The 25371-nt window shown below is 28.1% G+C and carries 33 protein-coding genes; all 33 read right to left on the reverse strand.

Annotation, left to right across the window (positions count from 1 at the left end; translation table 11 throughout):
- Positions 1-308: 308 nt before the first annotated feature.
- The 33 genes from BUA92_RS11580 to BUA92_RS11740 all read right to left on the reverse strand — a co-directional run bounded on the left by BUA92_RS11580 (position 309) and on the right by BUA92_RS11740 (position 25358).
- Positions 309-911 carry a DUF1349 domain-containing protein gene (locus tag BUA92_RS11580; RefSeq protein WP_073019703.1) on the reverse strand — a complete coding sequence of 201 codons (603 nt, stop codon included), beginning with the start codon at positions 909-911 and terminating at the stop codon, positions 309-311.
- 321 nt (positions 912-1232) lie between these two features.
- Positions 1233-2048, reverse strand: a complete 816-nt coding sequence (gene spo0A, locus BUA92_RS11585) for a sporulation transcription factor Spo0A (RefSeq protein ID WP_021801463.1) — start codon at positions 2046-2048, stop codon at positions 1233-1235.
- A 206-nt stretch (positions 2049-2254) separates the two neighbouring features.
- Positions 2255-3439 (reverse strand): SpoIVB peptidase, encoded by a 1185-nt coding sequence (spoIVB, locus tag BUA92_RS11590; protein WP_073019705.1) that lies wholly within the window; start codon positions 3437-3439, stop codon positions 2255-2257.
- 137 nt (positions 3440-3576) lie between these two features.
- Positions 3577-5322, reverse strand: coding sequence for a DNA repair protein RecN (recN, locus tag BUA92_RS11595; protein ID WP_073019707.1), 1746 nt, complete (start codon positions 5320-5322; stop codon positions 3577-3579).
- Positions 5323-5342: 20 nt separating this feature from the next.
- Complete coding sequence (locus BUA92_RS11600) at positions 5343-5795, reverse strand: arginine repressor (protein WP_021801460.1); 453 nt, start codon at positions 5793-5795, stop codon at positions 5343-5345.
- Positions 5785-6648: an NAD(+)/NADH kinase gene (locus BUA92_RS11605; protein ID WP_073019709.1), complete on the reverse strand. Its 864-nt coding sequence runs from the start codon at positions 6646-6648 to the stop codon at positions 5785-5787. Before BUA92_RS11605 ends, BUA92_RS11600 begins: the two co-directional genes overlap by 11 nt.
- 22 nt (positions 6649-6670) lie before the next feature.
- Positions 6671-7480, reverse strand: coding sequence for a TlyA family RNA methyltransferase (locus tag BUA92_RS11610; protein ID WP_073019712.1), 810 nt, complete (start codon positions 7478-7480; stop codon positions 6671-6673).
- A gap of 15 nt (positions 7481-7495) precedes the next feature.
- Positions 7496-9355: a 1-deoxy-D-xylulose-5-phosphate synthase gene (dxs, locus tag BUA92_RS11615; protein WP_073019714.1), complete on the reverse strand. Its 1860-nt coding sequence runs from the start codon at positions 9353-9355 to the stop codon at positions 7496-7498.
- Positions 9356-9371: 16 nt separating this feature from the next.
- On the reverse strand, positions 9372-10241 hold the full coding sequence (locus tag BUA92_RS11620; RefSeq protein WP_073019717.1) for a polyprenyl synthetase family protein: 870 nt from the start codon (positions 10239-10241) through the stop codon (positions 9372-9374).
- A 3-nt stretch (positions 10242-10244) separates the two neighbouring features.
- Positions 10245-10457 (reverse strand): exodeoxyribonuclease VII small subunit, encoded by a 213-nt coding sequence (gene xseB / locus BUA92_RS23300; protein WP_073019719.1) that lies wholly within the window; start codon positions 10455-10457, stop codon positions 10245-10247.
- Between the two features lie 13 nt (positions 10458-10470).
- The gene (xseA, locus tag BUA92_RS11630; RefSeq protein ID WP_073019721.1) at positions 10471-11667 is read right to left on the reverse strand and encodes an exodeoxyribonuclease VII large subunit; all 1197 of its coding nucleotides are present in this window, start codon (positions 11665-11667) and stop codon (positions 10471-10473) included.
- Positions 11668-12504, reverse strand: coding sequence for a tetrahydrofolate dehydrogenase/cyclohydrolase catalytic domain-containing protein (locus BUA92_RS11635; protein ID WP_073019723.1), 837 nt, complete (start codon positions 12502-12504; stop codon positions 11668-11670).
- 18 nt (positions 12505-12522) lie between these two features.
- Complete coding sequence (nusB, locus tag BUA92_RS11640) at positions 12523-12930, reverse strand: transcription antitermination factor NusB (protein ID WP_073019726.1); 408 nt, start codon at positions 12928-12930, stop codon at positions 12523-12525.
- Between the two features lie 114 nt (positions 12931-13044).
- Complete coding sequence (locus BUA92_RS11645; RefSeq protein ID WP_021801451.1) at positions 13045-13422, reverse strand: Asp23/Gls24 family envelope stress response protein; 378 nt, start codon at positions 13420-13422, stop codon at positions 13045-13047.
- A 76-nt stretch (positions 13423-13498) separates the two neighbouring features.
- A complete protein-coding gene (locus tag BUA92_RS11650; protein WP_073019728.1) occupies positions 13499-14002 on the reverse strand; it encodes a SpoIIIAH-like family protein in 504 nt (167 codons plus the stop codon).
- A gap of 156 nt (positions 14003-14158) precedes the next feature.
- Entirely contained in the window at positions 14159-14737 is a 579-nt protein-coding gene (gene spoIIIAG, locus BUA92_RS11655) for a stage III sporulation protein AG (protein ID WP_021801449.1), read from the reverse strand.
- Positions 14738-14748: 11 nt separating this feature from the next.
- Entirely contained in the window at positions 14749-15315 is a 567-nt protein-coding gene (spoIIIAF, locus tag BUA92_RS11660) for a stage III sporulation protein AF (protein ID WP_073019730.1), read from the reverse strand.
- A gap of 2 nt (positions 15316-15317) precedes the next feature.
- Positions 15318-16481 (reverse strand): stage III sporulation protein AE, encoded by a 1164-nt coding sequence (spoIIIAE, locus tag BUA92_RS11665; RefSeq protein ID WP_073019732.1) that lies wholly within the window; start codon positions 16479-16481, stop codon positions 15318-15320.
- A 9-nt stretch (positions 16482-16490) separates the two neighbouring features.
- Complete coding sequence (gene spoIIIAD, locus BUA92_RS11670) at positions 16491-16874, reverse strand: stage III sporulation protein AD (protein ID WP_073019734.1); 384 nt, start codon at positions 16872-16874, stop codon at positions 16491-16493.
- A 9-nt stretch (positions 16875-16883) separates the two neighbouring features.
- Positions 16884-17081, reverse strand: a complete 198-nt coding sequence (spoIIIAC, locus tag BUA92_RS11675; RefSeq protein ID WP_021801445.1) for a stage III sporulation protein AC — start codon at positions 17079-17081, stop codon at positions 16884-16886.
- Between the two features lie 9 nt (positions 17082-17090).
- Positions 17091-17609 (reverse strand): stage III sporulation protein SpoIIIAB, encoded by a 519-nt coding sequence (gene spoIIIAB / locus BUA92_RS11680; protein ID WP_073019736.1) that lies wholly within the window; start codon positions 17607-17609, stop codon positions 17091-17093.
- Positions 17606-18511 (reverse strand): stage III sporulation protein AA, encoded by a 906-nt coding sequence (gene spoIIIAA, locus BUA92_RS11685; protein ID WP_073019738.1) that lies wholly within the window; start codon positions 18509-18511, stop codon positions 17606-17608. The genes spoIIIAB and spoIIIAA overlap by 4 nt, the downstream gene beginning before the upstream one ends.
- A 137-nt stretch (positions 18512-18648) precedes the next feature.
- On the reverse strand, positions 18649-19005 hold the full coding sequence (locus BUA92_RS11690) for a CD1247 N-terminal domain-containing protein (protein ID WP_073019740.1): 357 nt from the start codon (positions 19003-19005) through the stop codon (positions 18649-18651).
- Between the two features lie 56 nt (positions 19006-19061).
- Positions 19062-19619 carry an elongation factor P gene (gene efp / locus BUA92_RS11695; RefSeq protein ID WP_021801442.1) on the reverse strand — a complete coding sequence of 186 codons (558 nt, stop codon included), beginning with the start codon at positions 19617-19619 and terminating at the stop codon, positions 19062-19064.
- A 157-nt stretch (positions 19620-19776) separates the two neighbouring features.
- Positions 19777-20166: a hypothetical protein gene (locus BUA92_RS11700; protein WP_073019743.1), complete on the reverse strand. Its 390-nt coding sequence runs from the start codon at positions 20164-20166 to the stop codon at positions 19777-19779.
- Positions 20159-20569, reverse strand: coding sequence for a hypothetical protein (locus BUA92_RS11705; protein WP_073019746.1), 411 nt, complete (start codon positions 20567-20569; stop codon positions 20159-20161). The genes BUA92_RS11700 and BUA92_RS11705 overlap by 8 nt, the downstream gene beginning before the upstream one ends.
- Positions 20556-21227 (reverse strand): hypothetical protein, encoded by a 672-nt coding sequence (locus tag BUA92_RS11710; RefSeq protein ID WP_073019748.1) that lies wholly within the window; start codon positions 21225-21227, stop codon positions 20556-20558. Before BUA92_RS11710 ends, BUA92_RS11705 begins: the two co-directional genes overlap by 14 nt.
- 5 nt (positions 21228-21232) lie before the next feature.
- Positions 21233-21661, reverse strand: coding sequence for a hypothetical protein (locus tag BUA92_RS11715; RefSeq protein ID WP_073019750.1), 429 nt, complete (start codon positions 21659-21661; stop codon positions 21233-21235).
- Positions 21639-22076 (reverse strand): type II secretion system protein, encoded by a 438-nt coding sequence (locus BUA92_RS11720; RefSeq protein WP_073019752.1) that lies wholly within the window; start codon positions 22074-22076, stop codon positions 21639-21641. The genes BUA92_RS11715 and BUA92_RS11720 overlap by 23 nt, the downstream gene beginning before the upstream one ends.
- On the reverse strand, positions 22073-22519 hold the full coding sequence (locus BUA92_RS11725; RefSeq protein ID WP_073019754.1) for a hypothetical protein: 447 nt from the start codon (positions 22517-22519) through the stop codon (positions 22073-22075). The genes BUA92_RS11720 and BUA92_RS11725 overlap by 4 nt, the downstream gene beginning before the upstream one ends.
- Positions 22509-22934: a type II secretion system protein gene (locus BUA92_RS11730; protein WP_073019757.1), complete on the reverse strand. Its 426-nt coding sequence runs from the start codon at positions 22932-22934 to the stop codon at positions 22509-22511. The genes BUA92_RS11725 and BUA92_RS11730 overlap by 11 nt, the downstream gene beginning before the upstream one ends.
- A complete protein-coding gene (locus BUA92_RS11735; RefSeq protein ID WP_175550899.1) occupies positions 22931-23962 on the reverse strand; it encodes a type II secretion system F family protein in 1032 nt (343 codons plus the stop codon). Before BUA92_RS11735 ends, BUA92_RS11730 begins: the two co-directional genes overlap by 4 nt.
- Positions 23952-25358: a GspE/PulE family protein gene (locus BUA92_RS11740; RefSeq protein WP_083553501.1), complete on the reverse strand. Its 1407-nt coding sequence runs from the start codon at positions 25356-25358 to the stop codon at positions 23952-23954. The genes BUA92_RS11735 and BUA92_RS11740 overlap by 11 nt, the downstream gene beginning before the upstream one ends.
- Positions 25359-25371 lie beyond the last annotated feature (13 nt).

Raw genomic sequence — 25371 nt, forward strand, 5'->3', positions numbered from 1 at the left:
GTGCACTATTAACCTCTAGAGGCTTCTTCTCAAGCCTCATTAGATTCTTTTAACTACTGCCCTGTAGGAGCTTCTTCCCAAGCTCCATTAGATTCATTTTTACCAATATAAAAAAAGGATTAGATTGAAGCTGAGGAGCGCTTCTACCGAGTAGATGTGCACTTCTTCAATTCTTCAATTTGGTGCTATTCAATGATTTATTGTCAATCTTTTTATCAAAAAGTTTAATTTATCTGTTATTAATTCTTTTTACCTCTATGCCTTAATACTAGAATTCCTATAAAAAAAGAGCCTATAACTTTAGACTCTTACTTTGTAATTGGATTATATTTTTCCCATAAACACTCTGTTATTTTCATTTCAGTAAATATAGATTTAAAAGAATTATTATTTGGAGAACATGCAAGTAAACCAATATTAATTTCATCTCCACCTTCGAACAAGTGAAAAATTCTCATTTGTTTAAAGTTTATACCATCAAATGAATGCTCAATACAATAATCACTTTCTCGTCGACTTATTCTATACCATACGCACTTTATTGATGAACTAATGTCGGTGGTTGCCCAATCAGAATATCCATGATTAGTTACTACGCTTCCGAGCCATGCAGTATTATTGTCGTGAAATTCTATCCCTGCTTTTACCCAATTATCACTATCCTGATAAATTGCAACTCCACTCTGGTCAAATAATGCTGTACTATTAAAATCAACCTTTACCGTAAAAGTAAAGTATTTTTCATCTGTTGTAACATAAAACACATGAGCATTATCATTTCTGAATCCATAATAAGTTCTTTGCCAAAAATCAGTATTAGGATCAGTTGTAATTTCAATTCTATCTTTTTCAATCACATAACTTTGAGGCTTATAAAACCATCTTGCCTCTTTAGTATTAAATTCAAACATATAAATCCTCCATACCTTTATAATACATAATAATTTGTAATTATTTATTTAATTATAAGTTACTGTGGATTACAAAACAATAAGTTTAAGTTTCATTTTCCATATACTTAAAACCTATTAAATACGTTAATTTGCTTTAAATTCATTATTTTAGTATTTTAATACTAATGCATATATAAAACACTTGATTATATTCATCCAACAAAAAAAGAGTATAGATTAGTGAAATCTACACTCATGTATTTGTTGGCTTTATTATATTAAAATATTTATTGATTTTTTCACTAAACTTAAAACGCTTTTAGCCTAGTGTTATCTCTTTCAACTGACTTTATTTTTAAGCCTTAATTTATCAGCTACCATTGCTATAAATTCTGAGTTTGTTGGCTTGCCTTTATCATTGTGTATAGTATACCCAAATAACTTATTGATTGCTTCTACTTGACCTCTTCCCCAAGCTACTTCTATAGCATGTCTAATTGCTCTTTCAACTCTTGATGCAGTTGTATTGAACTTCTTAGCTATAGATGGATATAATTCTTTAGTTACAGCTGATAATAGTTCCATATCATTAACAACCATTGTTATAGCTTCTCTTAAATACATATAGCCTTTAATATGTGCTGGAACTCCTATTTCGTGTATGATATTGGTTATTTCAGTTTCTAAATCAATAGGTTCTCTTTTATTTTCTACCTTAATTTCTGGTGTTTCAATTAACGGAATTGATTTTTTTACTCCTTCTGCAGAAATAGTATTATTGAACATTTGTCTTATTCTCTTAGTAAATACATCCATGTCAAATGGTTTTACTACATAATAATCTGCACCTAAACTTATAGCTCTTTGAGTAATTTTATCTTGTCCTACTGCACTTAATACTATAATTCTTGGCATAGGATCAAGATTCATAGAACCTAATCTTTCTAAAACTCCAAGACCATCTAAATGAGGCATTATTATATCTAAAACAACTAAATCGGGCTGTTTTTCTTCAATCAATTTTAATGCTTCAATTCCATCTTTCGCTATACCCGTAACTATTATATCCCTTTGATTTAAAAGATAATCATTAAGAATGTTACAGAATTCTTTGTTGTCATCTGCTATTAAAACTGATATTTTTGAATTTTGCATAATCTTCTCCCCTTCACTTTGTACCATAATTTTACATTATTTCTATTCGACAAATCCACACCAATTCCTTCTAATTTGGTATAAAAAATAAAAAAAATCTTTTATCTCTTTTATTTATAAATAGATTATAACACATAAGAGTAAAATTTTAATATTTTTTATAAAAATATTACAAAAACCTCTCAAATAATTGAGAGGTTTTTGAATTATTTAATGATCTGCGCATCTTTTAACATCCACTCTATATATATACCGTATCCAACCTTAGGGTTATTTATCAAAACATGCGTTACTGCACCTACTATTTTTCCATTTTGTATTATTGGGGAACCACTCATACCTTGAACTATACCACCTGTTTTATCTAATAGTTTTGGGTCTGTTACTTCAATAACCATACTTTTTGGTCCAGCTTCATCCTGTGCAAGTAATTTGGTTATTTTAATGTCATAATATTGTGGTCCATTTTCATCAACAGTGGTTAATATTTGTGCTTTTCCTTCTTTTATTTCATCCCTAAAACCAACTTTTATGGGATTACTTCTTGGCTGATAATTCTCATTTAGTTTTCCAAAAATACCACAATACGTGTTTTGTGATATTAAGCCTAATGGAGATTCTTCATCTAAGAAAATTCCTCTTAGTTCTCCTGGAGATCCTTTTTCGCTTTTTCTAACATTTATTATTGAAGACTTCACTAAGTCTCCTTTTTTTACTGTAATTAATGAATTAGTATCTCCATCAATTATCGCATGCCCTAATGCTCCATAATATCCTGTTTCTTTATGCGAAAAAGTTAATGTTCCTACTCCTGCTGTAGAGTCTCTCACCCATAATCCTATCTTGTATTTACCGTCTGTAGTAGCTTTAATTCTATTAAGCGTTTTAATTTCACTTTTACCATTTTTTGATACTTCAATCTTAATTTCATCGCTTTTACTACTACTTACTTTTCTAACTAAATCCTGAGAATCTTCCACATCCTCATTATTGATTTTTAGTATTAAATCACCTATTTCTATACCTATTTCTTTTGCTGGAGATGAAATCTTTTTATCTTCTATCTGTATGTCTGAATATCCTACTACCAAAACTCCTTTAGATGATAATTTTATGCCAACTGGCGTTCCTCCAGGATATACCTCCAAATCTTTAACATTTTTAATATCTACACTTTTTACTGTAATCAAACCAAAAAGATTTATATTTAACTTGTTTGATTCAATCTTCTTAGAGTATATAGGTGAACTGGTTAATTTATAATCACCTATTTCTCCTGTAGATGTATATATATACTTTGGAGTTTTATTTGGTACAGTTATTCCTAATAAAAATAGAAGTATTAGGGGAGTTAAAATTAAAGCAGTAATTTTTATTTTTCTATTTTTCATTTTTTCTCCTCCTTTCGCCTCTATCTTTAAATTGCCCGTGTATACTTTACAATATCCTGTAATAACTTTGTTATTATAGACAATAATTTTAATAATATACCTTTATTTTTCTTTAAAACAAAAAAATAAAACCGATTTTACTTATCGATTTTATTTTGGCTATTTTTTCTATTTTTATTCTCTAATATTTTTATATTTTCTTTAATTACGTTTGCTAATTTTATCATTTCTTTAGAATTTTCTAATGTAACATCTGTTATCCTAGCTCCACCTACCATTAATGCAATTTCTTTAGCTTTTTCCTCTTCGCTTAATATTTTTATTTTAGAAAGAGTTTTACCTTCTCTTTCTTCTTTAGAAACAAAATAATGAGTGTCTGATAAGCATGCGATTTGTGGTAAATGAGTTATACATATAACTTGATGTTTAGTTGATATTTCAAAGATTTTTTCTCCAACAGATTGAGCTACTCTTCCACTTATTCCTGTATCAATTTCATCGAATATAACAGTTTCTATATTATCTTTATCTACAAATACTGTTTTTAAAGCTAACATTATTCTTGATAATTCTCCTCCAGAAACTATATTATCCAAAGCTCTTAAAGGTTCTCCTATATTCGTGGATACTACAAATAAAACCTTATCTTTTCCATTGTTATTAAAATCTGAATCTTCATCTATAGAAATTTTAAAAGTACACTTCTCTAATCCTAAATATCTTAATTCATTCATTATCTTATCTTGAAGATATGTACTTACTTTTATTCTTTCTTCTCTAATTTTTCTACAAATATTATTAAGAGAGATAATTATCTTGTCTTCCTCATTTTTTAACTTGTTTATAATTTCTTCTGAATTAATTATTTCATCATACTGAGACTTAATCTTCTCATAATACTCCAAAACTTCTTCTACACTCTGATTATTAGATGAATACTTCTTTTTATAGTTAGAAATTTTATATAATCTTTCGTTTATTTCAGCTAATTCAAACTCATCGTAATTAATTGAATTTAATAATCTATTTATTTCTCTAGCAGCCTCTTCTAAAATATAAAATGTTTCATTAAGACTACTATTTAATTCTTTAATCTCTGAAACAGTATTCTCAATTGATTCTAGGTATGCAACAACATTAGAAAGATTGTCTATTATAGTTCCTTCAGTATTTGAATCTTTTAATAAAACATAAGATTTATTTAAAGCGCTAATTATCTTTTCTGAATTAGATAATAATTCGAATCTTTCTCTAAGCTGTTCTTCTTCTCCTAGCTTTAAGTTCCCATCTTCTATATCTTTTATTTGAAATTTAAGATAATCTACAAACTTTTCTTTATCTTCTGAACCATTTAGTTCCTTAATTTTATTTCGTACAGATAATAGATTTTCTCTTACCAATCTATATTCTTCTAATAAATCTCTTAATTTTTTTTCTCCAAAACTATCTAAATAATTTATATGTTTACTTTTATCTAATAAATTTTGATTTTCATGTTGACCATGTATATCTACAAGTCTTTCAGTAATTTTTCTTAAAATAGTAATAGTAATACTTTTCCCATTTATTTTTATATTACTTCTACCATTTAAAAAAGTTTCTCTAGAGATTATAATAACATCCTCAACATCTATATCTAAATTTCTCAATATGTCATTTATATTTTTACTATTAACCGAAAATACAGCCTCAACATAGGCTTTAAAAGTTCCGGTTCTTATTATATCTCTTCCAACTTTCCCACCTAAAACATAGTTAATTGCTTCAATTAAAATAGATTTTCCAGCACCAGTTTCTCCAGATAAGATGTTGAATCCTTCATAAAAATCCACAGTCATCTCTTCTATTAATGCGAAATTTTTTATATTTAATTGTAATAACATTTTAACCCACCTTATACACTCTATTCATTTATCATCTTCCTAAGTTTACTTACAATTTCTTCTGCTTTTTCTATTCTTCTAACTAATATAAAAAAGGTATTGTCTCCTGCTATAGTTCCAGCTATATCATCTAAGTCCAAAGTATCTAAAGCCTCAGCTGCAGCTGCTGCAGATCCAGAAATAGTTTTTACAACTACAAATTTATCTACATTCTCAACATGTAATATTGAATTTTTTAGTATTGATGTTAGCTTATCGGAAATATTATATTTATCTGCTGCTGGAAGAGTGTACTTATATTTACCCGACTTTCCTTGAGCCTTTATTAATTTTAATAATTTTATATCTCTAGATACTGTTGCTTGCGTAACATCAAATCCAGAGCTTTTTAATTCTTCTGCAAGCTCTTCCTGAGTTTCAATATCTTTATCCTTAATTATTTGTAATATCTCATCATGTCTTTTAGATTTCATCATAATCACCTTCACAATCAATATTAGAGTTAAAAAGTTTTGTCCTAATTACTTTAAAGTAATCATAGTCATTAAGTAATAAAATTTTGCAGCTATTTTGTGCTTTACTTATTTCTACTACATCTTTTTTATCTAATTTTACTGCTTTTTGACCATCTATAGATAAGTATACCTCTTCCTCATAACTTTCACTTATTATTTTTATATTTGATTTACCTTCTAAAACCATTGTCTGCATATTTTTAGTGTGAGGACAAATAGGCGTTAAGAGAATAACATCTAAAGTTGGATAAATTAAAGGACCTCCAGCTGAAAAAGAGTATGCTGAGGAGCCAGTAGGTGAGGATATTATTATTCCATCGCCTTTAATAGATGTAAATTCCTTATCATCAACATATATAGTAAACTTACTCATACGTGATAAGGTTCCTCTAGCTATTACAAAATCATTTAATGCAACATTTTTCTTTTTAACACCTTCATTTATTACAGTTCCTTCTAACATCATTCTTTCTTGTATAAAGTAATCTCCCTTTTTTAGATCTAAAATCACCTTATCCAAATCTTCTATATCTGCCGACGTTAAAAATCCTAAATTCCCTATATTTATACCAAATATAGGACAATTAATATGTCCGTTTAATCTTCTAGAGGCTCCAATTAATGTTCCATCTCCACCTAAGACTATTAATAAATCAATGTCTTTTTCTATAGACTCTGCTATATCTTCGCAATTATAAACTACAGATATTTCACAATCAGAAAATGCATCTTCTAACTTCCCTAAAACAACTCTTAAGATCTCTCCACCTTTGTCTTTTGACGGATTAATTAATACTGATATCTTATCCATATATTCTCCAATCTTAAAATTATTATAGACTTTCATGTGCTTTATTAACTACTTCATCTATCATTTGCATTTTAAAATTAGTTTCTCTACTTAAATCTTTTGTAAAATATATCAAAAATTCCATATTGCCTTCCGGCCCCTTAATTGGAGAAAAACTTAAATCTAATATATTTATATTTTCTTTTATTAAATTTTCAACTATTTTATTTATTACTTCAATATGAGTGCTTTTTTCTCTCACCACACCTTTTTTACCAACTTTTTCTCTTCCAGCTTCAAACTGTGGTTTTATTAGAGATACAACTTCCCCTGATTCTTTTATTAATGATAATACAGCTGGCATTATTTTATTGATTGATATAAATGAAACATCTATAGACGCAAAATCAGCCTGCTCACCCAATTGTTCTTCAGTAACGTATCTTATATTGGTTCTCTCCATACATACTACTCTAGGATCAGTTCTTAACTTCCACGCAAATTGACCGTACCCAACATCAATTGAGAATACCTTATTAGCGCCATTTTGAAGCATACAGTCTGTAAATCCACCTGTAGAAGCTCCTATATCTAAGCATACTTTATCTTCTAATTCAATTTTAAACTCTTTTATGGCTTTTTCTAGTTTAAATCCACCTCTACTTACATATGGAATTTTTTGCCCTTTAAATTCAATAGATGAAGTTATCTTTATTTTTTCTCCACACTTATCTACTCTTTGACCATCTACAAATATGTTCCCTGACATTATTTGAGCTTTAGCTTTTTCTCTTGATTCAAAAAAACCTTGTTCTACCAATAAAACATCTAATCTTTCTTTAGCTTCCGCCATAGTTAACTCCTTTAATTAATCTATAATTTCTATAACTTTATCTCTAATTCCTTTTCCGTCTAGTTTATTAATTTTATATAGAGTCTTTACATCTCCATGTTCTACAAATTCATCTTCATATCCTAGTTGAATAATGCTTTTTTTATAGTTACATTTATTTAAATAATAAAGAACAGAATCACCTAACCCGCCCTTTAAAATATTATCTTCAATAGTAATTATTTTATAATTATTTTTAATAAGGTAATCTATAAGTTCATAGTCTAAAGGCTTAATAAATGTTGCATTTATTATCATAGGGTTTATATTATCCTCTAATAATAACCTTTTAGCATTTAATGAATTAGTTACCATTTTACCTGTTGAGATTATAGCTACTTTTTCTCCATTATCAATTATCTCCCATTTACCTAAAACAATTTCCTTTAGTGGTTTTAAGTTATTGCTTTCATCCCCACCTCTAGGGTATCTAATAGCTATAGGTGTATTTTGATTTATTGACCATTTTAACATATTATATAACTCACCAGTACACTTAGGAGCCATTATGGTCATGTTAGGGATGTGAGATAGATATGATATATCAAATATGCCTTGATGTGTTTCTCCGTCTTCACCAACTAAACCTGCTCTATCAATAGCAAATATAACAGGTAAATTTTGAATGCAAACATCATGCAAAACTTGGTCATATGCTCTTTGTAAAAAAGTTGAGTATACGGCAAAAACCGGCTTTAATCCTTCAGCTGCCATTCCAGCAGCTAATGTAACTGCATGTTGTTCAGCTATTCCAACATCAAAAAATCTCTTTGGAAATAATCTAGAGTATTCTTTTAATCCTGTACCATCAGGCATGGCTGCTGTTATTGCTACAATATCTTCTCTCTCTTCTGAAAGCCTTACCATAGCATTTGAAAACGCTTTAGAATATGTAATTTCATTTGAACCATTTATTTCCCCATTTGTTGAGTTAAAAGGAGAAACACCATGATATTTATTGGGATTTTTTTCGGCAAACTCATATCCTTTACCTTTTTTAGTTATTGTATGTATAATTACTGGAGTATTTAATTCTTTAGCCTTAGATATAACAGAATTTAATCCTTTCAAATCATGTCCATCTATAGGGCCTAGATACTTCCATCCCATATCTTCAAAAAGCATTGATGGTACAACCAATTGTTTTACACTATCTTTGATTTTACTTAAAGATACAGCTATGTTTTTACCAATTTCAAAACTCTTAAGAGTATCATTTATCTCATTTTTTAATTTGTTATAACTTGGCTCCAAACGTAGCTTACTTAAATACGATGATAAGCCACCTACATTTTTATCTATACTCATACCATTATCATTAATGATTACAATTATATCTGTTTTGTTATCTCCAGCATCATTTAATGCTTCTAATGCCATTCCACCAGTAAGAGCACCATCACCAATTACTGCTACAACTTTATTCTTTTTACCTAAAACATCCCTAGCTCTTGCCATTCCTAATGCTGCTGAAATTGAAGTAGAAGAATGTCCTGTATCAAAAGAATCATATATACTTTCTCCTCTTTTAGGAAAACCACTAAGTCCATCAAAAGTTCTTAACTTATCAAATTTTTCTTTTCTACCAGTTAAAATTTTATGTACGTAAGATTGATGTCCTACATCCCAAATAAGCTTATCTTCTTCAAAATCAAAATTTTTAAATAAACTTAATGTAAGCTCAACTACACCTAGATTTGAGGCTAAATGTCCTCCTGTTTTTGACACCTTATCTATTAAAAATTCTCTTATTTCACTAGATAATACTTCTAACTGAGATTCATTTAATACTTTTACATCCTTAGGTTCATTTATTTCATCTAAAAATTTACCCATATTATCATCCTTCAAATTAATTTTCTCTATTTAAAAGTTCTAATGTTAGAGCTTTTAATGATTTTACATCTTTATTTAATGAATTTAGTATTTCTAAACATTCATCTGTAAGCTCTATACACTTCTTATTACAATATTCCAATCCATACATAGTAATAAAATTAGTTTTATTATTGTTTTCATCGCTTTTTACATTTTTCCCAAGTTTATTAGTATTTCCTACTACATCAAGTATATCATCTTTGATTTGAAAGGCTAACCCTAAATTTTCTCCAAATCTTTTTAATTTGGATAATTCTTCATTTGAAGCTCCTCCGTATATGGCACCAGATAGGATTGAAGCTTTAATTAATTCCCCAGTTTTTTTACTGTGCATATATAATAATTCTTCTTCTTGTATTTCTTTACCTTCGTTTATTATATCAACTATTTGACCGCCTATCATTCCTTCGGCGCCTGAAGCATTAGTTATTTCTTTAGTTGCTAATAATGCTTTTTCTCCGTTTTTTATAGAAAAGTCTATTAATATATTAAATGCTTCATTTAATAAGGAATCTCCTGCTAATATAGCTATTGCTTCACCAAAAACTTTGTGATTTGTAGGTTTTCCTCTTCTTAAATCATCATTGTCCATGGCTGGAAGATCATCGTGTATTAACGAATAGGTATGTATCATCTCAAGTGCTAAGCTTAGAGGTAGAACTTTTTTGTAATCTTCATCATATAGAGAATATGTTAAAAAACATAGTGTAGGTCTAACCCTTTTTCCACCTATTCTTAAACTATAGTCTTGAGCTTCATATATTATTTTATTAAACCCATCTTTACCTTTAAAATAATTATCTAATTCATGATTAAAATAATCTTTAATACTATCTATAACCATTTACTACTCCTTTATTTCTAATTCTCCTTCTTCACTTATAACCTTTATCTTCCCCTCTAACGTATCAAGGGTTTTATATAACTTATTTACAAGCTTGGTTCCCTCTTCATACATCTTCATGGAATCATCTATATTCAATTCATTGCTTTCTAACTTATCTACTATGTCTTTTAATTTTTCAAGCATATTTTCATATGTCTCATTTTTTTTAACCATAAACTCACCCTAACTAATCTAATGTATTTATTTTTCTTTTTTCAATACCATCTTTTAATATTATTTCATACACTCCATCTTTCAAATCTTCCTTAGATTTTATAGTGTTTCCTTTAGAATCTTTAATTACACTGAACCCTTTATCTAATATACTTATAGGATTATTTGCTTGGAGTAATTTATTGTATCTAAAAATAATTTCTTTTTCTATATCAATTTTTGTTTTTAGTGTTTTATTTAATCTCCACTTAAGCCCATCTATTGTATTATAAGAATTTATAATAATGTTCTGTGGAGAATTTATATGCAAAAATCTTTTGATGTTATTAAGATTGTTTTTTTCTTTGTCTAACTTTTTATTAATGCTTTTACTTAACATACTTTTTATGTTAAATAACTCTTCTCTCAAACTTTCCTTTGTAACTATAGCTATTTCAGCTGCTGAAGATGGAGTAGCAGCTCTAATGTCTGCTACAAAATCACATATTGTAAAATCAACTTCATGTCCTACAGCTGATATTACAGGTATCTTGGACTTATAAATCTCCCTTGCTAAGGATTCATCGTTAAATGCCCAAAGTTCTTCAAGAGAACCTCCACCTCTTCCAATAATAATAGCATCTACATTTTTAGTTTTATTAAAATATTGTATTCCTGAAATTAAGGTCTTATAGGCTTCTGCTCCTTGAACTAAAGCTGGATAAATTATTATGTCTACATTATCATTTCTTCTCTTTGTAACATTTATTATATCTTTTATAGCTGCGCCTGTTGGAGAGGTAATTACACCTAATGTCCTTATAAATTTAGGAATTGCTTTTTTATGATCTTCTGAAAATAATCCTTCTTCATTTAATTTCTTTTTAAGGTTTTCAAATTGAATATGTAAGCTTCCAAGCCCACTTTCAGATATTTCCTTAATATAAAGCTGGTAGCTTCCATCTTTAACATAGTTTGATAATCTACACTTTACTATTATCTTTATTCCATCTGCCAGTTTAAAATCTACGCTCATAGCATCACTTTTAAACATAACACAGTTTATTTTTGAATTTTCGTCCTTTAAAGAAAAATATATATGTCCTGAACTATGATATTTTAAGTTTGAAATCTCCCCTTCTACAGAAAGATTGCTTAAAATAAAGTCATTATCAAATATTCTTTTTATGTAGCTATTAACCTCTGTTACTTTTAGAACCTTCATTTTCATTTATTTCAATGCCTCGCATGCATTTTTTATAAGAAGAGTAGTGGTAAGTGCTCCTACTCCTCCAGGAACTGGTGTTATATAATCACACACTTCAAATACATCTTCGAAGTCTACGTCACCGGTTATTTTGCCATTTAATGAAGATGTTCCTACATCTATTATTATAGCACCTTTTTTTACATATTCTTTATTTATAAACTTAGGTTTTCCTATAGCTACAACTAATATATCTGCTTCTTTTGTTATACTCTTGATGTCCTTTGTTTTTGAATGGCACATAGTTACTGTCATATTTTCATTTATAAGAAGTTGAAAGGCTGGCTTGCCAACTATATTACTTCTTCCAATAACTACAGCTTTTTTACCACTTAATTCTATATCTAAACTTTTTAATAAAGTTATTACACTATTAGGTGTACATGGTATAAAGGATTTTTCACCTTTATAGAACCTCCCCATAGACTCATCAGTCAAACAATCAACATCTTTATCTACACTTATACAAGAGGTTATGTATTTTTCATTTAAATGTTTTGGTAGTGGAAGTTGTATAATTATACCTTGAATATTTTCATCTGTATTTAGTTTATTTATCTTATTAACGATTTCTTCTTCAGTAATATTTTCCTCTAACAAAATCTTATTAAAATTAATTCCAAGTGAATTTGCAACTTTTTCTTGAGCATTTTGATAATAGATGGAACCACCATCATTCCCAACTAGAATAGATGCTATTCCAGGAGCTATTAGTCCTTTAGATTTTCTTTCTGATATAAACTCTATAATTTCATTTTTAACTTCTTGCGCGATCTTTTTTCCATCAATTATTTGCCCCATGTTACTTCCCCCTGAAAATTAGTTTTCTTCCTTATATATATTGTCTAATATACCATTTATAAATGCTACTGATTTTTCATCTGAATACTCTTTTGCAACATCTAGAGCTTCATTTATAGCAACCTTTTTAGGAACATCATCTATATATAACATTTCACTTATAGCAAGTCTTAATATTGAAAGATTAACTTTTGATATTCTAGATAACTTCCATCCTTTTAAAAACTCTTCAATCTTAGAATCTATGCTAGTTTTGTTTTCATTCACCGCATTTAATATTGTAATTATGTACTCTTTATCTAATACTGTTTTATCCTCTTCGTAGTTTTCTAAAAAGTTTTCCAGTACAAGGCTAGGTTCATCCTTAGATATCTCCATACTGTAACATAACTCCATAGCCACTCTTCTTGATTTTTTTCTATTCATAAGTACCTCCACTATCTTCTATTCTTATTATTGTCTTGTTTATTTATATTAAACATATTATATTATTTTAACACAATGAAATACCCTCTGAAAGTCAGAGGGTAAAAATTTTAATTATTTTTCTTTAGAAACCTTTTCTTCCTTAGGAATTACTATGTTGTTGACATTTATATTGACACTAGAAACCTTAAGTCCAGTCATAACTTCAACAGTTTTTTTAACGTTTTCTTGTACTTGATTAACCACATCTGGAATTCTTACTCCATATGCTACAAGTATAGATATATCAATAACTGCATCATTACCATCAACATTTACCTTAACGCTTTTACCAGCACTTTTTTTCCCTATTGGAAATATAGTTGAGGTAACACCCGAATTAAATTCATATACCCCACTTATTTCAGAAGCTGCTATACCAGCAATTACACTTACTACTTCATCAGATATTTTGATTATTCCAAGACTTTCATCTCTAACAAGTTCATCCATTTAAAATAACCTCCTGTTTGCTCTAAAGCACTTTATCATAGGCTAATTATATCAAAATATCTTTTTAAATTCAATGTTATTGCTTACTTTCTATTTTTACATCCTTTATCTTTGAAACATTCATTACTGTTTGTAGTATTTCATTAGCTTGCTTTTGATTCAATTCTTCTTTACTTTTTACAACTACTGTAGCTTTTTTACCATCACCTTGAATTAAACAAAGAGCGTCTTCAAAGCCTTTGCCTTTTATCTCTAGTTCAATTTTTGATGCATAGTTTTGACTCATAACTAATGTACTGTATTGTTTTGATGCATCTTCTTTTGCAGCAGCAGTAGAATTAGAATCATTCATTATTTTCTTTAGCGATTCCATAGTAGATGCGTCTACCTGATTTTGTTGATTTCTTTGATCATAGAAATAATCTGCATTAGCATCACTCTCATCATCTGTTAACTTTATTGTTGGATTTAAATCTCCAGGCGATTCTGGTAAAGAACCATTAACTCTTGCAGCCAAAACCCCCACACAAACTATTAATGCAAGTAGAGTAAAAATAATCCCAAATTGTTTTCTTGTCATTGTTAATTCCTCCCATCTATTTCTATTGAATTATATGCACCGCGATTTTAAGATATACGTTTCTTTTACTTAATTTTTTAGATATACGTTCATTTCACTGCTATTTTAATATATATGTTTATCTCACATAATTTTTTAGATATACATTTCTTTACCTTATTTCATGGGGTATACATTTATTTTATCTGAGGATACATCATATAACCCAGAACATGCTTTAGTAATATCATATTTAATCTTCGATGCCTCAGCACCTTCGGCTACTACTACTATACCTGTAACTTTTGGCTTTAAGGTTTTTAATATTAGTGGATCATCCCCACTAGCCATTACTACCTTACTAGCATTGTTATTTTGGTTAGTTACCCTCTTTCCTGAATTACCATCTGTTTCTTCTGTTACACTAGCTTGTTCATTTGTATCTATGGCAGGAACCTTAGATTCACTACTCTCAAAGTACATCATTACTTGCACTTCCCCTACGCCCTTTATGCTCCTTAGTATTTTTCTTAGTTCCTCTTTTTGTGCTTCTTCATAATTAGATATTTCATTTGTTTTAGCTACTGTTTCTGTTTCTTGCGTTGTATTTTTTGCTACAGTTTTTTGTCCATCTTTATTAAAAAAGCTTAGTACTACAAAGGCAAAAACAGCAATCAAAAGTATAGCTATAATATTCATTAACTTTGGATCTTTTAATGATTTAAGGATGTTATTTTTCAAATCATTTTTATCCATATTACCCCTCCTTATTTAGCTGAATATATGTTTATTTTACTTTTATCAATTTTCAACTCACCACTTAAATATTCTTTAATTTCCTTACTATTTTTAACATTACTTTCTTCTTTTTTAGTAGAAGAACCTATTTCTATTTTCTTTACAGGAGCAATTCCTCCATCGTAAACATATATATTTAAAAGTTTTATATTTATGTCAAATTTATTTAAATCTACTTCCCCTTGTACTTCACTTTCAAAATTCATATTTTCAAATTTTGTTTTCAATGATGAATTTATGTTATTTTGAAGATTTTCTAATATTTTCTTTTTCGTTGTTACATTAGCCTCAACAGTTTTTGACTCATTACTTGTTTCTTCTAATTGTTTTTCATACTTACTAAAAGTATCAATGAAAGTATTGTCTGATTTGCTAACTAAGTTTATTAATGGGGTTATGATAACAACTATAAGCATTAGGCCAAGGACAAATTTAACATACTTTTTAAAGGAGTTATTGACTATTAACATTTCTACTGCTGTCATAAATACTAAAGTTACAGCTATTTTTATAACCCAATCTTTTACTAATTCCATAGCTATCCTCCTAAAATAAACTTACCTGTAGATGCCATCACCGATACCATAATAAAAAACATAAGTGAAATAGATAATATGCATGAAATAATCATAACTACATAATCTCCAGCAGCTGCTATACAATTGGTTATTCTGCTATCACAAACTGGTTCTACTAGTGCAGATGATAACTTGTACATAAACGAAATTAAAACTAATTTTAAAATTGGTATTAATATGGTAAGAAATACTATAAGTAGCCCTAAAGATGATATAGAATTTTTTAATAAAACTGCGTAACCTGCTACTGATGCAATAGCATCTGAAAATGCCTTACCAACAATGGGGATAAAGTTATCTACCGCAAATTTAGCTGTCTTTAATGTCACTGCATCTATAGCATTTGATGTTATTCCTCTTATTGTAAGTAACCCTATTAAAGTTGTTACTAATATTCCCTGAACCCATAAAGTAACTTGTTTAAACAATTTGCATATATTATTTATCTTATGCTCATTTGAAATATTATTAACAAAATTAAGTACAAAACTCATTAGAATCATAGGAATTATAAAATCTACGTATATCCTAGGAACTATTGTCACAGCTCCCATAAGTATTGGATCCATAGTTGCTGCTTGAGTTATTCCTCCTACAGACCCTATCAAAAACACCAGAACTGGCAGTAATGCCATCATAAAATCTGTTAAACCATTAATTGTATTTTTAGCTAAGTCTATTGATACTAAAAAACTTTTAGACAATAGTATTATTAAAATTGCATAACAAGCATAAAAAGCTATATCACTATGTGAACCTCCAAATGCATCCTGCAGATTTTTTAAAAGTGAACAGATTATAGCCATAACAACTACTGAAATTAATAGCTTTAATACCGTCTTACTTTCTTTTAAAATTACTGAAAAAGTTATCTTAGCTAGATCTGAAGTTGATACTCCTCCATCTCCTTTTGATACATAGTTTTTAATATAATCACTTATATTTAATTCATTTACTAACTCGTTATCATCTTTCATTTTTGTTATATAGTCATATAATTGTTGAACATTATTACTGTGCTCCAAAGAATCAGAGTTATTTGTCACTTCGCTTGCAAAAGTGAACTGTGTTAATGATATACTTAATATAAAAAAGATTAGTAAAAATCTTATCATTTTTTTCATATAATACCTCTACATTATTTTTAATATTGCATCTAGTACCCCCATTAATATAGGCATAGCTATGACCAATATTAGTATTTTAGCTGCCAATTCTATTCTACTTGCTATTCCTTGAGCTCCTGCCTCTTTACATATTTCTGTAGCAAATGTAGCTATATATGTTATCCCAACTATTTTTAGTACTAACGTAATATAAAAACTATCTATATCCGCTTTTGATGACATATCCTTTAAAAATGTAATTACTTCCCCTATTGGGCTTAATAAAAATAAAAGAAGCAATACTCCACTTACAAGGGATATTTGGGTTGCTATACTAGGCTTTTCTTCTTTAAAATACATAAAAAGAAACAAAGAAACTAAAGAAAAAGCTATAATTTTAATTATGTCCATAATTCCTCCCTAAAACATAAACATGGTTTTAATGGAATCAAATAACTTAGATATTAGATTAATTATCATCAGCAATATGATTACAACTCCCGCTATATTAGTTAATGTTGAAATATCTTCTTTACCTGATGATTTTAGTACCTTTTCTATTATTATTATTAAAATACCTGCTGCCGCTATTTTAAATAGCATGTTAATGTCTAACATAATACCCTCCTAAATTAAAAATATTATAACTACAGCACCTAAACACGCCCCTAGATATCTGTACATTTTACAATTTTTCTCTTTTAATTCTCTAGCTTCCTCTATATGATTTTTTAAATTGCTTAAAGTTAAGCTGAATATCTGTTCCTGCCCATATGTCCCAGACTCACCTAATGACTTTGAAAAATCAATTATTAAGTCTAGATCTTCATTTTTTAAATAGAGCTTATCCTTGTACTTGTTTATGCTGTCTTTAAATGCTCCATATACATCATCAGTAAAATTATTAGTTAACAGTTCATATATATTCTTAAAAAATTCTTTCCATATCCCCTCAACTTTTTCTGTTAGAAATTCAAATACTTCTGGCAGAGGAGTATAGGCGTATAATATTTGATTTTGCATTAACACTAATGATTTTTCAAAAGTTCTTAAATGTGTATATCTCTTTATGAAGCTTTCACCTAGACTGAATCCTAAATATGTTGAGCATATAAATATTCCTAGAAAAAGAATTCCTTTAATCACACTCTTCCCTCCCCCAATTCTTTTATCTGTTCAATGGTTCCAGGTCCCTTATTATTACTAAGTACTACAACTCTTTTTATAACTCTATTTATCAAGAGATCTTTGAATATCTCTCTGTTATATAAATCCTTTATTCCATATCCATGTATGGATGTTATAATATTAACTCCTGAACTAAATGCCTTTATAAGTGCATCCACATCCTTACTTGTACCTATTTCATCACAGATTATAACTTCTGGGGACATACTCCTTATTGCCATAAACATTCCTTCACTTTTTATACAATTGTCAAATACATCTGTTCTAATTCCTAAATCCATTTGAGGTATGCCTTTAAAACAAGCCCCAATTTCACTTCGTTCATCTATAACAGATATTTTTTTTCCTTTAAATCCTCTAGAACTTATTCCGTTTGATAAGGTTCTAGTTATGTCTCTTAAAAGGGTGGTCTTCCCACACTTAGGTGGAGAAATTATTATAGTATTAATAACAGTATTTTTACTTGTTATATATGGAATAACTGAATCTGCTGCTCCCAATATTTCTTTAGTAACTCTGATATTTAAAGATGAAATATTTCTTATGGTTTTTACTTTTTCTTTTTCTATAACCCATTCACCTGTTAATCCAATTCTATGTCCACCCTTTATAGTTATAAAACCTTGCCTTATGTCTTCTTCAAAAGCATACATAGAATATTTAGATACTCTCTGTGTGATTGTTTTTAAATCTTCGTATCTACAGATATAATCAATAACTTTTTCTCCTACATTGGTTTCAAGTATTAGAGGTAATCCAACCTTAATTCTAAGCTCCTGCAAAATATTCATATCAATTTGCCTTATTTTATTTAATATAGTCTCTGGTAATATCTCTATTATTGAATTATATCTATCCATAACATCACCTCCACTTACAATAAATTCTATTTATGTTTTCTCAAAAATATAACTACATAAATAAAATATGTAAAATAAAATTACATAAAAAAAAGAATGCCACTCCTATTTAAATATAGTCATGTGACATTCTTTTTTTATTCTATGCTTTCTCCACAAAATGGACAAGGAATTATTTCGTTATTCACTAAAGCACTTTTTTCTATAAATATTGGCTTATTACAATTACTACAAGTTACTTCCTCAAAACCTTCATCAAAATCTTCTAGATCCTCTAAACTTACTTCTTCAAATAAATCATCTTGAATTTCAGATAAATCACTATTTAAAAACTCTACGTTCTCTTGTAAAGTTTCTATATTTACTTCAATTTCTTCTAATCTATTATTAAACCCTTTTAATATATTAGAAAATGAATCTAAGATTTTTTTATCAGTTTCAGGAATAGCCTTAAGTAGTAATTCTAAATTTTCAAGTTCATCTCTAAAATTCATAATTACACTTCCTCACTTATAATAAAAGGGCTAAGTCTTATGACTTAGCGCTAATATTATACTCTTTCCATGTAGTCCCCAGTTCTAGTGTCAACTCTTATAACATCACCTTCATTAACAAACATAGGTACATTTACTACAGCTCCAGTTTCTACAGTTGCTGGTTTTAATGCATTTGTACTTGTATTACCTTTTACTCCTGGCTCAGTTTGAGTTACTAATAATTCAACAAAGTTAGGTGCTTCAACAGAGAAAGCCTCTCCCTTATAGAATTTAATAATTGCAAACATATTTTCTTTTAAGTACTTTATTGCTTCTTCAACTTTTTCAAAGTTAAGTGGAATTTGCTCAAAAGTTTCTTGATCCATGAAGTAATATAATTCTCCATCAGAGTACAAATATTGCATTTCTTTTCTTTCTATAACAGCTTCTTGGAATTTTTCAGTTGGGTTAAATGTTCTGTCTACAACTCCGCCTGCAATTACATTTCTCAATTTTGTTCTAACAAATGCAGCTCCTTTACCTGGTTTAACATGTAAAAAGTCTAAAACAGTAAACACTTGTCCATCAAATTCAAAAGTAGCGCCTTTTCTTAAATCACTAGCTGATATCATTAAGTTTCCCTCCAAAATGTATTAATTCATTATATATTATAACCCCTTATAAATAAATCATACTAATTAAATTACCTAGATAAGGGTTATTTATTATATTTAAACAACAATGATATTTTATCAAAACTCTTGTTTGAATGCAATTCTTTTAAGCAATTTATTCATTTTTATGAAGATTTCTGTATTCTACATAAGAATTAAATACTATTACTCCATTCCACTTCCAATTCTCTTGATATTTTTCAATTGATATATTCTCCACTCCATTAATAAATTTGTTTGAGTTTATCTCTTTTATTAATTCTTCAAGCTCTTTCTTTTCTCCTGTTAATGTGGTGGATACTTTAATAATATCTTCTTTAAACTCTTCTTTTTCTATAATTAGATTATCTATTTTATCTAAAGACTCTTTGACATTCTCATAACTTATAGGAATATTGACTTTATTAGGTATATCTTTAGCGGGGGCTTTATAATTAATAGCCATTATATTTCCTATAGAAAAGATTATTAAAAGAGTAAGTTTAACCAAAACATTTTTATTCATTTAACACACCCTTTATTTCATCAAAATCTTCCCCGTGATTTACAGATTCAATTTTTATCTTCTTATTTTTATATAATTCCTGAAACATCTTATCATTATTATCTAGTTTTGAAGTTTTTATAATAAAATTGTAATTATTAATCTTAATTTCGCTATTTAATTCACTAGCTTTATCCATCACTATTCTTATTTTATCTATTGGTATTAATTCACCTTTTACATTAACAGTTAAGTTTTTTTCTTCTTTATTAAAAACTTGAGTTTTAATATTAGAAACCGCTACAGGAATGAGTAATAAATTTATAAGTAGTAATAATTTTATAATTTTCTTAACCCTAAATTCACTTTTTACTTTCTCCTTATCCTCATAATCTAAGGGTATAAAATTTTTAAACTTCCTCACTTCTAACTTCCACCTCTTCCATAGCTAAAACTTTATCTAAATAACCTTTTTCAAGATTACCGAATTTAAATTCTATTTTATCTTCTTTTTCTTTTAACATTTTTGTCTTTGACAACTTTATATAATTATTAAGCTCTCTAAACTCATTAAGATTAATATTTTTACTATAAACCAACTCATCTTCATCTATAGCTAATAAAAACAATCTCCCAAAATCCGAGTGTATAATTATTTTTTTATTATTCTTTTCTTTAGATGCATAGGGCTTAAATAATATATTTTTCTTTGGTGAATATTTCTTTAAAAGCATAAACTCATATGGTTTTATAGCAATTATTCGTCCACTATCCATTAACTTATCTAAAATCATAGGTTTATCTATGGAGTATAATATTAAGTCATTGGATTTTTTGTTTTTAATATAATGAAACAATTTGTCTTTTGGGTTATAAAAATTTTCATCTATTACCTTTTCAATAGTTTCATTTTTATTTAACATTACTTTAATTACTTCCATTCTTGTATTAATTAAAACAACCTTGAGTTTACCCTTTAATTCCTTTTTGTATTTGTCAAACTCAGTCAACTTAAACTTCCTTTTTTGATTAGAAAAAGTAATGTAATTGTCATCTATAATGATTTCTTTTGAACCTATCATAGTCCTTACACTCCTTCATAATATTTACTTAAACTTATTATTATCTTTTCATCTTCAAATCGATAATTTAGCCTATTTTTTATTGTTCCTTCTTTTATTTTTCTCTCTATGTATATACAATCTTGGCTATTATCATAATAAATTCTACTTGTACCTAATGTTTCTACTAACCTATTGTTTATAAGATAGCTTTTTAATTCTTCAGTATTTCTTATATTGGTTTTATCTATCTTTTTTATATAATTATTAACTAAAGTTAATTCACTCTCTTCAAAAACCTCTGTAGCATTATATTTATATGGATAGATGTAGCTTTTAGCAGAATTAATTGTCATTATTTTATATATTAAGGTTATAATTATCGATATTGCCACTAAATACACGGGAACAATTAATAAAACATTGCCCTTTTTAGATTTTAAAAACTTCTTCATATACATTTTCCTCAATACTAATTTTTATATAGACTAACTTTTGTTTTTTAACAACTTCAAAATCGCTTATCCCTGTTATTATCTTATTTACAGTTAGTAGCCTATTGCCTTCATAATAACATCCCGCTAAATCTGATCCATTATATAGGGTGATTTTAGATGTTTTATTTCCATTTTCATTTATTGCTATTGTTTTATTATTTTCAACATCTATATTTTTAAGCTGTCCTTTGTTTAATCTGCTTGAAATAGATATTATTCCATTAGTGACCATATCTTCTTCTATTGATCTTTTAATATAATCTTTTCGAAATTTTACCAGGTTAAAGATTACTCCTATCATCAATGTAATTAATACAGTTCCTATGGAAATATACACAATAACCTCAATTAATGTAAAACCTTTTTTCTTCATAGCTCCAAGTTCTCCGATATATAAACTAACTCTTTTAGATCTACGTCATGAGAGTTTTCCCCTTTTAATGAAATTTCTAAAGAAATTACATCTGAATTTTTATGCGCATCCACTTGTACAAACTTTTTATCATTTATCAAATTATTATCCAGAAGGTCTTTAATATTACTTTCCTTCATTTTATCTAAAATCAAGTTTTCTTCATTTATATAAAAAGTACTACCTTCCCCTATTTTGTCTTTCATTTCATTGTATTTAGAGTTATATCTAAGTTCTCCTACTACACTCTTGAAAATTACTGTATTTTTTCTTACATCATTTCTAAGCTTATACATCTTATTAGCTTTAATCATAGCTTCAAAAGATATTACTATAACTATTGCTATTACTGCAATTACTATAGGTATTTCAATTAATACATTGCCTTTCTTTTTACTTAACATTTAATGTTTCACTTCCTACTGTTATAGATATCCCTGCTACATTTTCTCCTTCAAACTTTAGATATATCGTAGTGGAAATATCTATTTCACCTTTACTATTTATTTTAAAAGTTTTCTTTGAATTACTTGTGTAATATTCATAACCTTTAGGTAAGTCGTAAGTTCTACTAAAGCCACTAGCATAAATATAGATTTTTTTCTTATCTATAACTCCATTTAGGTAAGTTTCATTATATTTACTATAAAGCTTTCCATAACAAAGTATATCCTCAGTTAAATATACTACAGTCTGTGCTTCTTGCTCTTTAGAGATTTTTATCATAGGTTTAATTATAGTCATAGTAGTTGCTGCAAAAACACTCAAAATAGCTAAAGCACATATTACTTCAATTAATGTAAAACCTTTCTTCCTCATATTTTTATTCCTTGATATAAAGGCATAAGAAATGTTAATACTATCCCTACAATGAGAAAACTAATTATTAATATAAATGTTGGTTGTATTGCACCTGATATCTTTTTAGTTTTTTGCACTAAATTTTCCTCTGATTTTATCATTGCTCTATTTATATTCTCACTAAGTTTTCCTATCTCTTCACCAATACTAATTACCGCTAAAGTATATTCTGAAAATATTTTTTCTTGTTTTAGTGTAAACTTTAGAGACTTTCCTTTAAGTAACCCATCATTTATTTCTTTTATATGACTTTTAATTAATGGATTTTTAATTTCTTTTGAAAACTTGCTAAAAGCCCTTTGTAGATTTATTCCACTCTCAAAAATCATGTTGAGCATCATAAGCATAATATACTCTTTATATTGAAAAACAATCTTTAATTTTAATATATTTCTAATTGCTAATTCCTTAAAAAAATAAACTACCACTACGTAAGGCATCACTATCCCATAGATAGCTGTATATATATAGAAAATAAGAGTATTTTTATCTGCAAATTCTCTAAGATTAAATAGTTTTCCAAGAAGCCATGATGGAACGATTTCCATTGAAGCATACATTTCGCTGAAACTAGGGACTAACATTATAAATAAAAACACAACCATAATAACAAGCAATAAAAATAATATAATAGGGTATGCCAATGAACTTATTACTTGCTTCTTAAATGAATAAAGCTTCTTATAATAACTTGATAATTGTATTAAAACTTTATTTAAACTTCCTGTTTCCTCTGCTATTGCTACTAATTCATTGCATAACTTTGGCATTGAATCCTCACTCTTAAAGGCTTCTGATATGCTGTGTCCACTTTTTATATTCTCTTTCATCCTATTTATTATTAATTTATTTCTACTACCATCTATTCCATCTTCAAGTATGTCCATGGCTGCTAAAATATTTATGCCACTATCTATCATTTCTGAAATATTAATTAAAATATAACTCAAATTCTCATAGTTTATTTCTTTTCTATTAATCTTCATAAATATCACCATCTACAAATTCTCTAAAACCGTCAAAATCAATTACTCCTTGTTCCAAATACTCTAGGCATTTATTCAAATGTCCTGAATCACTTGAAAAATCATAACTTCCTGATAAATATTTTCTTATCTTTTCTCTGTTTTCACTATTCATCAAAAGTAAATCATAAACCAAAACTCTGCCTGAATATCCTGTATTATTGCAATATTTACATCCATTTTTCTTAAAGTATCTACTATTTTTAAGTTTATATTTTTTTATTAAATCTTCTTCTACATAAAATTCTTTTTTGCATTTATCGCACAATCTTTTTATTAGTCTTTGGGATATTACTCCAATTATAGAATCTACTATTAAATACTCTTCAACTTTCATCTCTTTTAATCTTTTAAATACTTCGTAAGAACTTTTAGTATGAATTGTTGAATACACTTTGTGACCTGTAATAGCCGCTCTAACAGCTATCTTAGCTGTTTCTTCATCACGTATCTCGCCAACCATAATAATGTCTGGGTCTTGTCTTAAAATGCTCCTTAAGCCAGAATGAAAGGTAATATCACCACTCTCATTTCTGCTAACATTAACTTGATTTATTCCATTAATAAGAACCTCTACAGGATCCTCTATTGTCATAATATTTAGGTCCTTACTATTTTCCTTTTTCAAAATAGAATAAAGCGTCGTAGATTTTCCAGACCCAGTGGGCCCATTTATTAAAATCATGCCACTATTCATAGAAATTAATTTATTTATATATTCTAAGTCTCTTTTATCAAAGCTCAAGGATTCAAGATTTTTATCATCTTCATTGTTGTACATTATTCTTATAACTATCTTTTCCCCATAATAAGTAGGCAAGGATGATATCCTTAAATCCAAAAAATTTTCGTTATAATTATATACCATCTTTCCATCTTGAGCCTTCAGCTTGTCAGCTATGTCCATATTACCTTTAACTTTAATTCTTGAAACTACTGCCTCATATTCTTCACGAGTAATCTTATAACAAAGTATAAGAGACCCATTTAATCGAAACCTAATATTAACTTCTTTTTCAAATGGCTCAAAATGTATATCTGAAGCATTTTTATCAATAGCATCACTTATTATATTTTCTTCTATGTATTTGTTTCTGTCATGAATTTTAACACCAAAGCCATCATATATGAGCTTGGTTATATTTTCTTTATCAATTTTTACCGGAACAATGGCTTCAGAAAGATTTTGCTCTAAATACCTTATATATTCTTTTTTTATTTCCTCCATACCTACGTAAATCTTCCCCTTGAATCTCCCTAGGGGTAAAATCTTATACTTCTGACATATTTCAAAGGGTACTTTATTGAGAAGGGTTATGTCTATTAAATTAAGCGAAATAGATTCAATATTTTTCATAAGATTCACCTCT

It is taken from the genome of Clostridium intestinale DSM 6191, from assembly GCF_900130055.1.
In the GTDB taxonomy this organism is placed as follows: Bacteria; Bacillota; Clostridia; order Clostridiales; family Clostridiaceae; genus Clostridium_T; species Clostridium_T intestinale.

Excerpts from the sequence above, each read along its gene's own strand:
- BUA92_RS11735 (WP_175550899.1), bottom strand. The coding sequence starts at position 23,962 with ATGAAGATTAATAGAAAAGAAATAAACTATGAGAATTTGAGTTATATT.
- BUA92_RS11650 (WP_073019728.1), bottom strand. The coding sequence starts at position 14,002 with ATGACAAGAAAACAATTTGGGATTATTTTTACTCTACTTGCATTAATA.
- spoIVB (WP_073019705.1), bottom strand. The coding sequence starts at position 3,439 with ATGAAAAATAGAAAAATAAAAATTACTGCTTTAATTTTAACTCCCCTA.
- efp (WP_021801442.1), bottom strand. The coding sequence starts at position 19,619 with ATGATATCAGCTAGTGATTTAAGAAAAGGCGCTACTTTTGAATTTGAT.
- BUA92_RS11635 (WP_073019723.1), bottom strand. The coding sequence starts at position 12,504 with ATGGGGCAAATAATTGATGGAAAAAAGATCGCGCAAGAAGTTAAAAAT.
- BUA92_RS11690 (WP_073019740.1), bottom strand. The coding sequence starts at position 19,005 with ATGAATTTTAGAGATGAACTTGAAAATTTAGAATTACTACTTAAGGCT.
- BUA92_RS11740 (WP_083553501.1), bottom strand. The coding sequence starts at position 25,358 with ATGAAAAATATTGAATCTATTTCGCTTAATTTAATAGACATAACCCTT.
- spo0A (WP_021801463.1), bottom strand. The coding sequence starts at position 2,048 with ATGCAAAATTCAAAAATATCAGTTTTAATAGCAGATGACAACAAAGAA.
- BUA92_RS11725 (WP_073019754.1), bottom strand. The coding sequence starts at position 22,519 with ATGTTAAGTAAAAAGAAAGGCAATGTATTAATTGAAATACCTATAGTA.
- dxs (WP_073019714.1), bottom strand. The coding sequence starts at position 9,355 with ATGGGTAAATTTTTAGATGAAATAAATGAACCTAAGGATGTAAAAGTA.
- BUA92_RS11645 (WP_021801451.1), bottom strand. The coding sequence starts at position 13,422 with ATGGATGAACTTGTTAGAGATGAAAGTCTTGGAATAATCAAAATATCT.
- spoIIIAF (WP_073019730.1), bottom strand. The coding sequence starts at position 15,315 with ATGGAATTAGTAAAAGATTGGGTTATAAAAATAGCTGTAACTTTAGTA.
- BUA92_RS11730 (WP_073019757.1), bottom strand. The coding sequence starts at position 22,934 with ATGAGGAAGAAAGGTTTTACATTAATTGAAGTAATATGTGCTTTAGCT.
- spoIIIAE (WP_073019732.1), bottom strand. The coding sequence starts at position 16,481 with ATGAAAAAAATGATAAGATTTTTACTAATCTTTTTTATATTAAGTATA.
- spoIIIAC (WP_021801445.1), bottom strand. The coding sequence starts at position 17,081 with ATGTTAGACATTAACATGCTATTTAAAATAGCGGCAGCAGGTATTTTA.
- nusB (WP_073019726.1), bottom strand. The coding sequence starts at position 12,930 with ATGAATAGAAAAAAATCAAGAAGAGTGGCTATGGAGTTATGTTACAGT.
- BUA92_RS11600 (WP_021801460.1), bottom strand. The coding sequence starts at position 5,795 with ATGAAATCTAAAAGACATGATGAGATATTACAAATAATTAAGGATAAA.
- BUA92_RS11610 (WP_073019712.1), bottom strand. The coding sequence starts at position 7,480 with ATGGCGGAAGCTAAAGAAAGATTAGATGTTTTATTGGTAGAACAAGGT.
- BUA92_RS11715 (WP_073019750.1), bottom strand. The coding sequence starts at position 21,661 with ATGAAGAAGTTTTTAAAATCTAAAAAGGGCAATGTTTTATTAATTGTT.
- BUA92_RS11620 (WP_073019717.1), bottom strand. The coding sequence starts at position 10,241 with ATGGTTATAGATAGTATTAAAGATTATTTTAATCATGAATTAGATAAT.
- xseB (WP_073019719.1), bottom strand. The coding sequence starts at position 10,457 with ATGGTTAAAAAAAATGAGACATATGAAAATATGCTTGAAAAATTAAAA.
- recN (WP_073019707.1), bottom strand. The coding sequence starts at position 5,322 with ATGTTATTACAATTAAATATAAAAAATTTCGCATTAATAGAAGAGATG.
- spoIIIAA (WP_073019738.1), bottom strand. The coding sequence starts at position 18,511 with ATGGATAGATATAATTCAATAATAGAGATATTACCAGAGACTATATTA.
- BUA92_RS11605 (WP_073019709.1), bottom strand. The coding sequence starts at position 6,648 with ATGGATAAGATATCAGTATTAATTAATCCGTCAAAAGACAAAGGTGGA.
- BUA92_RS11710 (WP_073019748.1), bottom strand. The coding sequence starts at position 21,227 with ATGATAGGTTCAAAAGAAATCATTATAGATGACAATTACATTACTTTT.
- BUA92_RS11580 (WP_073019703.1), bottom strand. The coding sequence starts at position 911 with ATGTTTGAATTTAATACTAAAGAGGCAAGATGGTTTTATAAGCCTCAA.
- spoIIIAG (WP_021801449.1), bottom strand. The coding sequence starts at position 14,737 with ATGGATAAAAATGATTTGAAAAATAACATCCTTAAATCATTAAAAGAT.
- BUA92_RS11700 (WP_073019743.1), bottom strand. The coding sequence starts at position 20,166 with ATGAATAAAAATGTTTTGGTTAAACTTACTCTTTTAATAATCTTTTCT.
- spoIIIAD (WP_073019734.1), bottom strand. The coding sequence starts at position 16,874 with ATGGACATAATTAAAATTATAGCTTTTTCTTTAGTTTCTTTGTTTCTT.
- BUA92_RS11720 (WP_073019752.1), bottom strand. The coding sequence starts at position 22,076 with ATGAAGAAAAAAGGTTTTACATTAATTGAGGTTATTGTGTATATTTCC.
- xseA (WP_073019721.1), bottom strand. The coding sequence starts at position 11,667 with ATGAAAATGAAGGTTCTAAAAGTAACAGAGGTTAATAGCTACATAAAA.